Below are 12,864 nucleotides of genomic sequence, written 5' to 3'. Positions count from 1 at the left end.
CAATTGCATGACAGGAGACACCATGACGACATCTTCGATCCGCCTCGCGCTCACGCTCCTCGCGTCGCTCGCGATGACCTCGGCTGCCTTCGCGGCGCCGCCGGCCAAGACCGGCAAGACCGACAAGGGCAACGTGCTCACCGACGCCAAGGGCATGTCGCTCTACACCTTCGACAAGGACATGGAAGGCAAGTCGGCCTGCAACGGACCGTGTGCGACAAACTGGCCGGCGCTGAAAGCCGAGGCCAGCGATGCAGCCGGTGACGGCTACACCATCATCACGCGCGACGACGGCTCCAAGCAGTGGGCCCATAACGGCAAGCCGCTCTACACTTTCGCCAAGGACACCAAGCCCGGCGACGTCACCGGCGATGGTTTCCTGAACGGGGCTTGGCATCTGGCAATGCCGTGAGCGAGTGCGCTTCCGTCGCCACCTAGACGGCGAGGGCTGGCCGAAACGCGAGAAGCATCGTCGTATGCGCGGGTGCCGTGCAACTGCGGCCGGTTGCGCTAGCGGTAGAACGTTCCGGCAGGCTCAAACGGCTCTCGGGATCGACGCCTCTCGATAGCTCGATAGTTTGCCGGCACTGATCTCAAGTTGGTGCGCAAAATTGTAGCAACTTTAGAGACGCAGGATTCGCTCTGCGCCGCCGCGTCGCACTAATCGAATTATTTCGAATTGAGAGTCAGAAAGCGAACCGAAGCATCGACTTTCGTCGGTCATAGTTGGCTCCGGCGGGGGCGAGAGCGGCATGTCCGCAGCAGCAACCCACCATCGTGAAAGCAGGGGCACTGATGTCCCGGTGCTGTACGCATCTGGACGCGTCGGGGAGTCTTCAATCCATTATCTGGTTTCGCTTGAAAGGATGAAAGCCCGTGAGTGATGTCAATGTGAAAGCCGAAACGAATGCCGCCCCGCTGAATGGGACGGCGAACGGAACTACAGACCTCAAGTTCGACATGCCGTTTTTCAACATCCAGGCGATGCTCGGCGATCTCACCGCGCCGGCGGCAACACGGGCCAAGGCAAATTTCGAGCAGATGAAGACGACTTCCGAGCAGATCACCGCGGCCCTTTGCGACGCCTGTTCGACCAATGCCAGGCGTGCCGCCGATTACGGCACCAAGGTCATCGAGATATCCAATGCCAATACCAGCTCCGTGCTGGAATTTTTCTCCCAGCTTGCGGATGCGAGGTCGTTTGCGGACCTCGTCAGTCTCTCCACCGCCCACGGTCGCAAGACCTTTGAAGCGGCTTCCGCCCAAAATCGGGAGCTTTGGGATCTGGCCCAGAAGGTCGCGACCGAGACGGCCGAGCCGATCAAGAACAGCTTCAACCGGGTTCTGCACAGGGCTGCTTGAATCGAAGCGACCGGCCACGTGGATCGGCTGGACGAGCGTCTTCGCGAGAAGAGGCGCCGTCCAGCCGAGGACGGTCAGCCTTGCCGCGAGGTGATGCCGAGCTAGAGGGAAGCCAAGATGGGTATGGTGATGATCAAATGCCCGGAAACGGGCAGCGCAATTCCGACAGGCATCGAGATGGATGGCGAAAGATTTCGCTCCAGTACGGTGTTCTTTTCGCGCACCTATTGCCGGATGTGCGCGGCGACGCACGAGTGGTTCGCCCGAGAGGCATGGGTCTATGAATCGGCCTTGGCGAACGGGAGGTCCGGGGGCGGGCAGCCATACCGCGCCGGCGCGGCGTGAAGGAGCCTTGACGCATCCTGCGACACGATCCGATCGATCCTGCGGCTCATCACCTTGTAGCATTCGCAAGCGACGATCTCGAGCCGTCGCTTGTCGATTTCGAGCTGACCGCGCCGATTGGATTTGATGGCCCTTGATGTTCGAAGTGCGCTCACGACGCGCGTGACCGTGGGGCGCCGAACGCCGAGCAATTCCGACAGCGTCTCCTGGGTCAAGGGCAGCACGTCACCGCCGCCCGTCCGGTCGTGAATGTGAAGCAGCCAGCGAGCGAGGCGCGCTTCGACGGAATGCAGCGCGTTGCAGGCCGCGACGTGCAGGAATTGCGTCATCATCGCCCTGGTGACAATCTGAACAGCGCTTGCAATGGCCGGACTGCGTTCGAGCGCTGCTTGGAATCGCGCGGGCGAGATTTGTAGTGCGGTCCCGGCCACGCGGACAACCGCCGTCAGGGGGGATCGGACCGGACCGAGCGCCGTCATGAGTCCGATGACGCCGTCGTTGCCGATCACCGCGGTTGCGGCCGTCTGTCCGTTCGGCAACTCCATGATGAGGGCAATTGCGCCGCTACAGGGGAAGTAGAGGTGTTCGATCCGGTCGGCCGATCGAACGAGGACTGCGTCGTGCTCGATCGGTACTTTTCGCAAATGCGGTGCAAGCAAAGCGAAGTCGGCCGACGGTAACGCAGCTAGCAGGCGATTACCAACTCTGGTCGCGTGCTCCATCACGGGAATCGCGCCTCGACGGACGCTCGACGGCGAGCAAACGCATCGTCACCGGCCGAGCCGCGTTACCGCGAACTCGCTTGGCACGGCAAACGGACAAACGTGGTTCAGCCGGCAAGGTTCCAATGACGGAGCGTAAGCGCCCTAACGAAGCCCCTCATACACTATCAGCCCGCGTGCGACCTGCAATTTGCGGATCGCGCGCGGCAGCAATTTCTCCGGCTGGTGCAGATAGCGCCACGAGGTGACGGTGAAGGCGGAAAGCGCGCCGCATTCGTCGTCAAACGGCGCAAGCACGCCGGTTACGCTGACCGGCGTGTGCGGGCGAGCGTTGAAGGGCAGCAGCAGCAGCTCGAGATGGGCCTTGCTACCGTCCTCGCGCGTGGCCGTGATGCCGGCAATGGCGCCGAGCGTCTCGTCGGCGACGATGGTCGCGATTTCCTCGATCTCGCTGCGGCAGCCTTCCGTGAACAGCGCGGCGAAGCTCTGGTCCTTGAGATCGAGGCCTGCGAGCGCGCAGACGCGGGTGCCGGCGACGCGGAACGGAAAGCCGAGCTTCGGCTCGCAGGACAGGACGAAGATGTCGCCGAGCAGCTCGCGCACGGCGGCCGGGTCGATATCGGCCCGATCAGGGGCTCGCGCGCTGCCGCGCTTCTTGTCCCAATACGCAAAGAACGCGCGGTTCGACGGATGTTTCATGACTGACGCTTACCCCTCGGCGCAACCTCATGGGACAAACCTGTCCCGCTTCAGTGCACCTGAGATCCCTGTGTTGTTGTGCAGGAGGGGAATTGCAGCGTCCATGCCGCGGGGGCGTTTTTGGCCTCGCGCGGGCCGCCTTTGCGTCGTTAACGTTAAATTAACTATGCGCTTTGCGTTCGTCCCGCAGCTGCTAAGGTGATCGCGGTCGCAAGCCTCGTCGCTTTCTTCCAGGTTCTCGGCGAGGTCTGTACACGGGCGTCAAGCAGTTTGGTCACTGGCCGCGGGGAGGGGTGGGGATACTCCTTGTTCCTCTGCGGCATGATCCGGAAAAGTGCGTAGCGGTTTTCCGGCAAGATCATGCCCAAACAACAACCTAAAGTGCGGTGACGCGCTTTAGGGGCCGGCAAGATCGACACGGATAGGGAGGGCTTTCCCAGGGCTCTCCCTTTTCCTTTTGTGCACTTGCGCAAGCCCGGTAAAGGCGACTATCTCCAAGCTTGTTGCTTCGATCGCGCCTGAAAGCGAAACCGCCTTGGATTCCCCGTCACCACCGTCAGACCAACCGGTCGTCGTCGAAGAGGCCCCGCGCGAGCCGATCCTGACGCTGCCACTGGCGCTGACGGCCTATGTCGTCCTGCTGGCGGCTATCCATCTGCGGGTGCTGTTGCCGCCGGAGCTGGAGAACTGGACCATCGACGTCTTCGGCTTCATCCCGAAGCGCTACGATTCCTCGCTGGTCAATTTGCAATTCGAGGGCGGCGCGGGTGCCAAGGTCTGGACCTTCTTCACCTATTCGCTGCTGCACGCCAATCTCACCCATCTCGCCTTCAACGTGCTGTGGCTGCTGCCGTTCGGCAGCGCGCTGGCGCGGCGCTTCGGCGCGGTGCGCTTCTTTGTGTTCCTGGCGGTGACGGCCGCCGCCGGTGCGCTCGCCCATCTCGTCACCCATGAGCACGCGGTGGTGCCGATGATCGGCGCCTCGGCCTCGGTGTCGGGCGCGATGGCGGCCGCGATCCGGTTCGCCTTCGTGCGGGGCAGCTTCCTGTCGTTCAGCCGTTCGGATGCCGATAGCGCCGCAAAGGTTCCGGCGCTGCCGTTGTTGCAGGCCCTGCGGGACCGGCGCATCGTCGGCTTCCTGGGCGTGTGGTTCGCCCTCAACATCGTCTTCGGCGTCGGCGCCATTGGCGTCGAAAGCGACAGCGCGGGCGTCGCCTGGGAGGCGCATATCGGCGGCTTCCTCGCGGGGCTGTTGCTGTTCGCGCTGTTCGATCCCGTGCCGCGCGTGCGAAAAGATGATGCTGCGGATGCGTCGTCACAGGACATTTCAAGCGGTATTTGAAGCGGCGCTTGCGGCGCGGCCCGAATTCATCCATCATTCCCGGGAAGAATGTTCCGAAGCGACAAGCCCGTAGAGGCGATGCTTCGCGAAGCGCCTGAACGTGAAGCCGGCGCTGAAACTGTTAGTCGAAGACTCACGAACAAGTCCGGACCGCACCAAGCGGACGGATCCGATTCAGGGAGGCGACAATGACGGTACGTACTATTCTCAATACCAAGGGCCACCAGATCGTGAGCGTCGAGCCCGACGCAAAACTGGCTGCCGCGGTCAAGCTGCTCGCCGAGAAAAAGATCGGTGCGGTGCTGGTGATGAACCAGAGCCGGCTCGAGGGCATCCTGTCGGAGCGCGACATCGTGCGCGTGCTCGGTGAGCGCGGTGCGGGCGTGCTGGAAGAGCCGGTGAGCCAGGTCATGACCCGCAAGGTCGTCGCGTGCAAGGAGACCGACACGGTCGCCGAGCTCATGGAGATGATGACCACCGGCAAGTTCCGCCACCTCCCGGTGCTGGATAACAACAAGGTGGTCGGGCTGATCTCGATCGGCGACATCGTCAAGCGCCGGGTCGAGGAATACGAGTCCGAGCAGGAAGCCCTGCGCGACTACATCAAGACGGCCTGAGCCGCCTTACTCGCCGGGCTTACTCCGCCGCCTTGGGCGCGGCACCTTCGGGCGCCGGCGCCAGCACGTCGATCGTCTCCTGGATCGACTCCAGCGCGCGTTCGGCGGCGCGGGTGCCGTGCGCGATCAGCTCCTCGGCACGATGGAAATCGAACCAGCCGTACTGGCCGACCCGAGGCGTGATCAGCAGGTCTGGCGGATCGCCGGCGAGCCGCGCGCGGGTGATGCGGTCCTGCATGATGTTGAAGGCATCCACCATCACCGAGGAGATGCCGGGACGACCGGCACTGCCGAAAAACTCGCGCTTGACGGTTCTCTCCGGCGAGAAGATGCGCGGAAAGCGCCGCTTGGCCGGAATTTCCTCAGTGACTGGAGCAACCGGCGCGGGCATCGCTCCGTGCTGATAGATCGTCGTCGAATGCGTGAAGATGTCGGTGGACAGATTGACCGCGATGACGATCTCGGCACCGAGCGCCCGCGCAGCCGAAACCGGCACCGGATTCACCAGCGCGCCGTCGACCAGCCAGCGGTCGCCGATCATCACGGGCGAGAAGATGCCGGGCAGCGCATAGGAGGCGCGCATCGCCTCGACCAGGCGCCCGCGCGTCAGCCAGATCTCGTGGCCGGTGCGGACCTCGGTCGCGACCGAGGCATACTTCATCGGGAGGTCCTCGATCATGGTCTGGCCGACCGCGTCCGCCAGCCGGCTTGCGAGCTTCTGGCCGCCGATCAGGCCCGAGCCGTCGAGGCGGATGTCGAGATAGCCGAGAATGTTGCGCACGCCCTGCAGGCTGCGCGCCCAGTCTTCCAAAGCGTCGAGCCGGCCGGCCGCGTAAGCGCCGCCGACCGCGGCGCCGATCGAGGTGCCGACCACGACATCGGGCACGATGCCGTTGGCCAGCAGCGTCCTTATGATACCGATATGGGCAAAGCCGCGCGCCGCGCCGCCTCCGAGTGCGAGGCCGATGACCGGCTTGCGAATGCTGCCGAGGCCGACCTTCTCGCCATTTGCCCCGTTCACGCTCCGACCTCTCAAGATGTCCAGCACCGAAACTCTCCTATTCCGGGCCGTCCTCACTCCAGAGTAGGCGCCGCGCTTCCGCTCCGCCAGAAAGAGGGCAAAGCTTGGTTTATAGCGTTAGGGACGCTGGGGGCAGGAGTGTGGCGGAGGCCGATTGCCATTGATCTAATCACGCAGGCGTCAGCCGGGTTCCAAAGAACCTGTATTTCATGGGATTTCAGAGGCTTGAATTTGCCGCGTTTTCGGTGAAAAGCAGGAGACATGACTCTCGGGGGTGACGGCATCATCGGATGGCGGCGCGGCGGCAGGCTGCTGCCGGCGCTTGTTCTTGCTGCGTGCCTCGGTTTCCTCGGGCAGAATGCCGCGCAGGCCCAGCTTTTCTCGGACCGGCCGCCGCCGGTGCCCCCGGCTTCGGTGCCGGATCCCGGCAGCGCCGTCAGCCTGGCGCCGCCCTCCGGTCCGGGCGCCGGCCCTCTGAGCCTGCCGCCGACCCTGACGCAGCCGAATACGCCGAGCATGCCGCCGCCTGCGGTGACGACGGTGCCGCCGGCCGCCCCGCTCAATGCGGCCGCGCCCGGGCAGGCTGTGCTGTCGCTGAGTGCCAAATACGGCAAGGACACGCCAGCGATCACCAGTGGCCTGGTGTGGCGGGTGTTTGCCGACCGGCCCGACGAGAACGGCACTTTCAAGCTGATCCGCGAGGATCGCAACCCGACGCCCAACATCGTGCTGCCGCCGGGCAATTACGTCGTGCACGTCGCCTTCGGCCTCGTCAGCGCGGTGCGTACCGTCAGCCTGAAGGCCGAGACCGATCGCGAATCCTTCGTGCTGCCAGCCGGCGGCCTCCGCATCGAGGGTCGCGTCGGCACCAGCCGGATTCCGCTGAACCAGATCTCGTTCGCGATCTACAAGGGCAGCCAGTTCGAATCCGGCGAGCGCGCCTCGCTGGTGCCGAACGTCGCCGCCGGCGACGTCGTGCTGCTGCCGGAAGGCACCTACTACATCATCTCCAATTACGGCGACGCCAACTCGGTGGTGCGCTCGGACATCCGCGTCCAGGCCGGCAAGCTCACCGACGTCACCATCACCCACCGCGCCGCCGTGATCACGCTCAAGCTCGTCAGCGACAAGGGCGGCGAGGCGCTCGCCAATACCGCCTGGTCGGTGCTGACGCCCGGCGGCGACGTCATCAAGGAATCGATCGGCGCCTTCCCCCGCGTCGTGCTCTCCGAAGGCGAATACCGCGCCATCGCCAAGAACGAAGGCAAGGTCTACGAGCGCGGTTTTAACGTCGTGAACGGCGTCGACGGCGAAGTCGAAGTCGTCGCGCGCTGATCTTTCGCCTCGCCCCGCTTAGCGATTTTCCGCAACATCGTACCGCGCTTCTCATCGAGCGCACGCAAAGCCAATCAGGCGCTGGTCGCCCGGTGAGTGTCCGCTTACCGGGCATTTCCGTCCTGTGTATCGCTGCAAGCGTACCCAAGCTCCGCCGCGGAGGATAAGAAAACACCGGCGGCATCGGCTTATTCCGGGCTCGGTGCGACTTCGTCATAACGGTGCAAGATACGTATTTCCGATAATCAATTTCATTCGCTTTCCATCCTGCTGGGTTATATGTCGGCTATCCGTCAAAAGGGGGAGGCCGGGGCAGGCTTGTATGCCAGCACCGGCAAGGAGCAGGGGACCAAGCGCGTCGGCATGTTCGAAGTGATCCTCACCAGGCGCAAGCGGTTCGGTTGGCGGTGGCAGGTCTGCGACCAGTCCGGCAAGATATTCGCCGATGGCTTCGAGCGCACGCGGCCGTCCGCCAAATATTATGGCGAGCGCGCGCTGTTCTTCCTGTTGTCGCAGGCTTATTTGCATAACCGTTCCGCGGCTGCGAGCGAGGATTAGCGGCGCTCGGCAGGCGTTTGGCGCGGCTGCGCGCATTGCCGGATCCGGTGATCGAGCGGTTGGCAGGGTAGTCCGCCGACAATCCCTTGCGTTGCCCGACGGGCAAAACATCCAAGCCCTCGGTCAATCCGCACCGTCAAAAATATTCCACTTTACCGAAATTCGGAAACGGCGTATGTGTGGTCCCACTCCGGCCCAAGGAAGAGGGGCGTGTCGCGATCGTCACGAACGCGGGCTGGATGGCGGTGGACGTGGTCACGTCGGCGCGAAGGGTTTTGCAGGGCGGGCAACCGTGAGCAAAACCATCGCGCACACGACCGGTGTGATCCGCGTACGGCGAAATCGTGTGGTCCTGGCGCCCGGAGCCTGTGCGTCAAGGTTTGCGGTGATGCGTTGTGTCCAACCGGACATGCGTATCGATCATCCGCAAGGCGACGGGGGCAATAGTGCATCGCTCCCCGGGGAGAGCACGACATAAGCCGTAAAGCCACTGCGCAGGGAAGGCCGGATGTTTGGCTTCACCTGTATGCCGCTGTGCAGATTTTTATAGCGCAATCATCGCACAGTGGACCGTGGGTGCCAGCCGGCACCCGGTCTTCCCTGCGCCCTTTTTCAATTGAGGGTGAGGCGACGGAGCAAAGCTCGGGCGAGATGAGCCGCGAGGATGCGAAGGCGTGTCTAACGTCGAGCAAAGGTCTCGTGCCCCGGACGCTGCGCAGCGCTCCTTCAGCGGTGCGCTGCAGAGCCGGGGCCCATGCATCAGCGAGTACGCGGCCTGCTGGGTCCCGGCTCTGCGCAGCAGCGTAAGAACGCTGCAGCGCGTCCGGGACACGAGAGACGTGGATGCCGCTACTCCACCCTCCGTCATTGCGAGCGCAGCGAAGCAATCCAGAGTCTTGCCGCAGATACATTTCTGGATTGCTTCGCTGCGCTCGCAATGACGACGTAGCGACACATCGCGTTTTAAATGACCGTCATAGTCTCTAACCCACGCTAACCATCGCCCGACTTAAAACAGTCATAATCGCCGAATGGAACCCGCATCCGCGCGCTTTTTACAAGCCATTAAGCGGGGTTGCATTGGATGCGGCGTGAAAGTGCGTTGGGGACTGCAATGAGTGCCGCGAAGAAGATGCCGGGCAAAGCGACAACCGAAATGTTCGATGACATCCCGGTGCTTCAGCGCAAATGGCGTGCCGCGTTGAAGCCGGGCGACCGGCTGCCGCGCTATGAGGACGTGATGCTGGGCAGCCTCGGACGGCTCGCCGACCACATCGCACTGCTCAAGGGCGACGATGTGCTCGAGCTGTCGCGCAGCGGTCGTTACGTGCAGAAATGGCTCGGCGAGGAGCGCTGGGACATTCCGCTCGCTGAGCTGTCGCCGGATTGTGCCACCGCGCTGTCGGAGGCGGTGGCAAGCGCGCTCAGGAACGGGCAGCCGCACCAGGCCAGCGCTCATTGCGTGCGCGACGGCATGGTCCGGACCTACGACGTGCTGGCATTGCCGACGGCCTCGCGCTGGGGCGCGACGCTGGTCGGCGCCTATGTCAACGAACGCGGCGCGCAATACAATCTGCTCGACGCGATCTTCTCGTCGACCGATGATGCGGTGGTGTCGCTGGCGACCCTGCGCGACGCCGACGGCGCGCCGTTCGATCTGCAGGTCGTGCACCACAACAAGAGCGCCGGGCTGCTGCTGAAGGTCGCAAGCGGAAGTCTGCTGTGGCGGCGGATCGGTGAGGGCAGCACGCTGCTGGCCTCGGCCGAGATCATGACGTTTCTGCTCAAGGCCGTCTCCGGCGGCCGCGGCGAGCAGCTCGAGATCGAGCACGAGGGCCGTTATCTCCGGCTCAGCGCCACCGCCTTCGCCGACGTGGTCTCGCTGACGATCTCGGATGTCACTGCGCTGAAGCGCCGCGACGCCTCGTTCCGGCTTCTGTTCGACAACAACCCGATGCCGATGTGGGTGTTCGACGCCGACACCAAGCAGTTCCTTGGCGTCAACGACGCCGCAGTCCAGCATTACGGCTACAGCCGCGCCGCGTTCCTGCGCATGAAGCTGCACGAGATCTGGCCCGAGGACGAATGGGACAGCCACGCCGAGGCGCTCGAGCGCATCGGCGACACCTATCATTCCTCGCGCAACTGGCGGCATCTGCGCGCCGATGGCAGCGAGATCGAGGTGCTGACCTTCGGCCGCCGCGTCGCCTTCGACGATCGCGACGGCTATCTGGTCGCGGTCGTCGACATCACCGAGCGGCGCAAGGCCGAGGCGCGGATCGCGCACATGGCCCATCATGACGGGCTCACCGATCTCCCGAACCGCGAATATTTTCAGGAGCGCCTGAAGCAGGCGCTCGACCAGGCCGTCGGCAAGCGCGTCGGCGTGCTCTATATCGACCTCGACCTGTTCAAGAACATCAACGATTCCTTCGGGCATCCGGCGGGCGACCGCCTGCTCAAGGAGGTAGCCGAACGCCTGACCAATGCGGTCCGCGGCGCCAATCTCGCAGCAAGGCTTGGCGGTGACGAGTTCGCCGTGATCCTTGCGGCGGACGTTTCGCCGAACGAAGCTAGCGCCTGTGCGACCTTGCTGATCGACATGCTGAAGGCGCCCTACGACATCGACGGCCAGGAGATGGTGATCGGCGCCAGCATCGGCATCGCACTGTCACCGGGCGACGGCGTAACGTCGGAGGAGTTGATGCGCAACGCCGACATGGCGCTGTACCGGGCGAAGTCCGACGGTGGCGGCGTGCACCATTTCTTCGAGCGCGAGATGGATCTCCAGGCGCAGAAGCGCCGCGACATGGAGCTCGATCTGCGCCGTGCGTTTGCCAATGGCGAGTTCGAGCTGCACTACCAGCCGCTGGTCTCCATCGCCTCTGACCGCATCTCCGGCTTCGAGTCGCTGCTGCGCTGGCATCATCCCGATAAGGGAATGATCTCGCCGGCGGAGTTCATTCCGGTCGCGGAGGACATTGGCCTGATCACCCAGCTCGGCGAGTGGGTGCTGCGCGAGGCCTGTGCCGAAGCGGTGAAGTGGCCTGTTGAGGTCAAGGTCGCGGTCAATCTGTCGCCGGCGCAATTCCGCAGCCGCAACCTGGTTCAGGTGGTGATCTCGGCGCTGGCGCAATCCGGCTTGTCGCCGAAGCGGCTCGAGCTGGAGATCACCGAGTCGATCTTCCTCGCCGAGACCGACGCCAATCTCGCCACGCTGCATCAATTGCGCGAGCTCGGTGTCAGCATCTCCATGGATGATTTCGGCACCGGCTATTCCAGCCTCAGCTATCTCCGCAGCTTCCCGTTCGACAAGATCAAGATCGACCGCTCCTTCGTGAAGGATCTGGCGCAACGTCCCGACTGCGTCGCGATCGTGCGCGCGATCTCCGGGCTTGGGCGCAGCCTCAACATCACCACGACCGCGGAGGGCGTCGAAACCAAGGATCAGCTGGACTGGCTGCGGGCCGAAGGCTGCAACGAGGTACAGGGCTTTCTGTTCAGCGCGGCGCGGCCGGCGGCTGAGATCGGAAAGCTGCTGGCTGATTTCGGCCAGCACGCATCACGGGCGGCGTAGCTCTTCGGGGTAGCAGTCGTAGACCAGCGCCTTGAACGCCGGCGTGATGCGGCCGCGCTCGTTCTGGGTCTGCTGCATCAGCACGTAGACCATGTCGAGCTTGGGATCGACGCCGAAATAGGTGCCGCTGCCACTGTCCCATTTCAATTCACCGATCGATCCCGGCGGCGGCGGCTTTGCGTTGCCGGGATCGGTGCGCACAGCGAGACCATAGCCATAACCAAAGCCGTCACCAGGGAAATAGAAATAGTCGCGGCCGACGCCGGAGCCTGGGCCTATCTGGTCGGTGGTCATGTCCTTGAAGGCGGCCGGGCTGAGATAGCGCTTGCTATCGAACTCGCCGCCGTTGAGCAGCATTTGCGAGAAGCGCTGATAGTCGGTGACGGTCGAAAGCAGACCGCCACCGCCGGATTGCCATTCCGGATGGTCGAGACGCTCGCGCTCGGCATCGAGCAGGATCTGGTCGGTCGGCAACGGCCGCGCCATGTGTTCGAGCTCGTCAGGCGTCGTCAGCACGAATTTGGTGCTGGTCATGCCGAGCGGATCGAAGATGCGCTGCTTCAGGGCGTCGTACAGGGTCTGCCTGGTGATGATTTCGATGACGCTGCCGAGCACGTCGGTGGAATGACCGTAGCGCCACAGCGTTCCCGGCTGGCGCGCCAGCGGCAGTTTTGCGATGCGCTCGGCGAATTCCCTGTTGTTGAAGGGGCCCTCGAAGATGTTCGCCGCCTTGTAGGCGAGCTCGACCCATTTGCCGCCGATATAATCGTAGCTGATGCCCGAGGTGTGCCGCATCAGGTCCCGGATCGTCACCGGGTGGATCGGCGGCACCAGGTCGAGCGCCAGCGAGCCGTCGGGCTTGGTGACCTCGAGTCCCACCTTCGTGCCCGCGAACAGGGGGATGTATTTCGACACGGGATCGGTGAGCGCGAGCTTGCCTTCGTCGATCAGCATCATTGCAAGCACGCTGGTGATCGGCTTGGTCATGGAATGGATGGCGAAGATCGTGTCCGGCGTCATGGAGAGCCGTGTCCTGACGTCGCGCACGCCGAACATCTTGAAATAGACCGGCTTGCCGTGCTGCTGGATCAGGACGATCGCTCCCGGCAATCGGCCGGTGGTCACCTCGTTTTCGAAGAACGCCGTGATGCGTCGCAGCCCGTCTGTGGAGGGGGCGGGGACGCCGCTGGCGCGGCTCCGGGCCATCGTGCCGGCCAGCATCGCGGCCCCGACCAGAAATTCACGACGCTTCATCCGGGCTTCCTCCCCCGCCGGGAACAAAGCCG

At 63.8% G+C, this 12,864-nt stretch carries 11 protein-coding genes; 7 read left to right on the top strand and 4 right to left on the bottom strand.

The genetic code is table 11. The features are described 5' to 3' along the window. Positions 1-22 precede the first annotated feature (22 nt). Positions 23-412, top strand: a complete 390-nt coding sequence (locus ABID59_RS14470; RefSeq protein WP_187435029.1) for a COG4315 family predicted lipoprotein — start codon at positions 23-25, stop codon at positions 410-412. Between the two features lie 464 nt (positions 413-876). Then, positions 877-1,362: a phasin gene (locus ABID59_RS14465; protein WP_148752894.1), complete on the top strand. Its 486-nt coding sequence runs from the start codon at positions 877-879 to the stop codon at positions 1,360-1,362. A 278-nt stretch (positions 1,363-1,640) separates the two neighbouring features. Here the strand turns inward: ABID59_RS14465 and ABID59_RS14460 are convergent, their stop codons facing one another. After that, the gene (locus ABID59_RS14460; protein ID WP_502916799.1) at positions 1,641-2,429 is read right to left on the bottom strand and encodes a Crp/Fnr family transcriptional regulator; all 789 of its coding nucleotides are present in this window, start codon (positions 2,427-2,429) and stop codon (positions 1,641-1,643) included. Between the two features lie 144 nt (positions 2,430-2,573). Then, positions 2,574-3,128: a PAS domain-containing protein gene (locus tag ABID59_RS14455; protein ID WP_148752897.1), complete on the bottom strand. Its 555-nt coding sequence runs from the start codon at positions 3,126-3,128 to the stop codon at positions 2,574-2,576. A 535-nt stretch (positions 3,129-3,663) separates the two neighbouring features. Between ABID59_RS14455 and ABID59_RS14450 the strand changes: the two genes are divergently transcribed. Both ABID59_RS14450 and ABID59_RS14445 read left to right on the top strand, forming a co-directional pair. After that, the gene (locus ABID59_RS14450; RefSeq protein ID WP_148750136.1) at positions 3,664-4,470 is read left to right on the top strand and encodes a rhomboid family intramembrane serine protease; all 807 of its coding nucleotides are present in this window, start codon (positions 3,664-3,666) and stop codon (positions 4,468-4,470) included. Between the two features lie 188 nt (positions 4,471-4,658). Beyond that, on the top strand, positions 4,659-5,087 hold the full coding sequence (locus tag ABID59_RS14445) for a CBS domain-containing protein (protein ID WP_148750137.1): 429 nt from the start codon (positions 4,659-4,661) through the stop codon (positions 5,085-5,087). Between the two features lie 19 nt (positions 5,088-5,106). On the opposite strand, the gene ABID59_RS14440 is transcribed toward ABID59_RS14445, so the two are convergent. Next, a complete protein-coding gene (locus tag ABID59_RS14440) occupies positions 5,107-6,135 on the bottom strand; it encodes a patatin-like phospholipase family protein (protein WP_354083804.1) in 1,029 nt (342 codons plus the stop codon). Between the two features lie 234 nt (positions 6,136-6,369). On the opposite strand from ABID59_RS14440, the gene ABID59_RS14435 reads away from it, so the two are divergent. The 3 genes from ABID59_RS14435 to ABID59_RS14425 all read left to right on the top strand — a co-directional run bounded on the left by ABID59_RS14435 (position 6,370) and on the right by ABID59_RS14425 (position 11,578). Continuing rightward, positions 6,370-7,443: an RgsD C-terminal domain-containing protein gene (locus ABID59_RS14435; protein WP_354083803.1), complete on the top strand. Its 1,074-nt coding sequence runs from the start codon at positions 6,370-6,372 to the stop codon at positions 7,441-7,443. Positions 7,444-7,722: 279 nt separating this feature from the next. Further along, positions 7,723-8,001, top strand: a complete 279-nt coding sequence (locus ABID59_RS14430; protein ID WP_430640161.1) for a hypothetical protein — start codon at positions 7,723-7,725, stop codon at positions 7,999-8,001. A 1,114-nt stretch (positions 8,002-9,115) separates the two neighbouring features. Beyond that, positions 9,116-11,578, top strand: coding sequence for a putative bifunctional diguanylate cyclase/phosphodiesterase (locus ABID59_RS14425; protein WP_354083802.1), 2,463 nt, complete (start codon positions 9,116-9,118; stop codon positions 11,576-11,578). On the opposite strand, the gene ABID59_RS14420 is transcribed toward ABID59_RS14425, so the two are convergent. Continuing rightward, a complete protein-coding gene (locus ABID59_RS14420) occupies positions 11,564-12,832 on the bottom strand; it encodes a serine hydrolase domain-containing protein (RefSeq protein WP_354083801.1) in 1,269 nt (422 codons plus the stop codon). The genes ABID59_RS14425 and ABID59_RS14420 overlap by 15 nt on opposite strands. Positions 12,833-12,864: the final 32 nt, after the last annotated feature.

The sequence above is a fragment of the Bradyrhizobium sp. S3.3.6 genome (assembly GCF_040546905.1).
In the GTDB taxonomy this organism is placed as follows: domain Bacteria; phylum Pseudomonadota; class Alphaproteobacteria; order Rhizobiales; family Xanthobacteraceae; genus Bradyrhizobium; species Bradyrhizobium cytisi.
Note: the sequence above shows the minus strand (reverse complement) of the source record. Positions and strands in the feature narration are given on the sequence as shown.

Bases quoted from the DNA above. Each gene is read 5' to 3' on its own strand.
- ABID59_RS14470 (WP_187435029.1), top strand. From the start codon at position 23: ATGACGACATCTTCGATCCGCCTCGCGCTCACGCTCCTCGCGTCGCTC.
- ABID59_RS14460 (WP_502916799.1), bottom strand. From the start codon at position 2,429: ATGGAGCACGCGACCAGAGTTGGTAATCGCCTGCTAGCTGCGTTACCG.
- ABID59_RS14455 (WP_148752897.1), bottom strand. From the start codon at position 3,128: ATGAAACATCCGTCGAACCGCGCGTTCTTTGCGTATTGGGACAAGAAG.
- ABID59_RS14445 (WP_148750137.1), top strand. From the start codon at position 4,659: ATGACGGTACGTACTATTCTCAATACCAAGGGCCACCAGATCGTGAGC.
- ABID59_RS14435 (WP_354083803.1), top strand. From the start codon at position 6,370: ATGACTCTCGGGGGTGACGGCATCATCGGATGGCGGCGCGGCGGCAGG.
- ABID59_RS14430 (WP_430640161.1), top strand. From the start codon at position 7,723: ATGTCGGCTATCCGTCAAAAGGGGGAGGCCGGGGCAGGCTTGTATGCC.
- ABID59_RS14425 (WP_354083802.1), top strand. From the start codon at position 9,116: ATGAGTGCCGCGAAGAAGATGCCGGGCAAAGCGACAACCGAAATGTTC.
- ABID59_RS14420 (WP_354083801.1), bottom strand. From the start codon at position 12,832: ATGAAGCGTCGTGAATTTCTGGTCGGGGCCGCGATGCTGGCCGGCACG.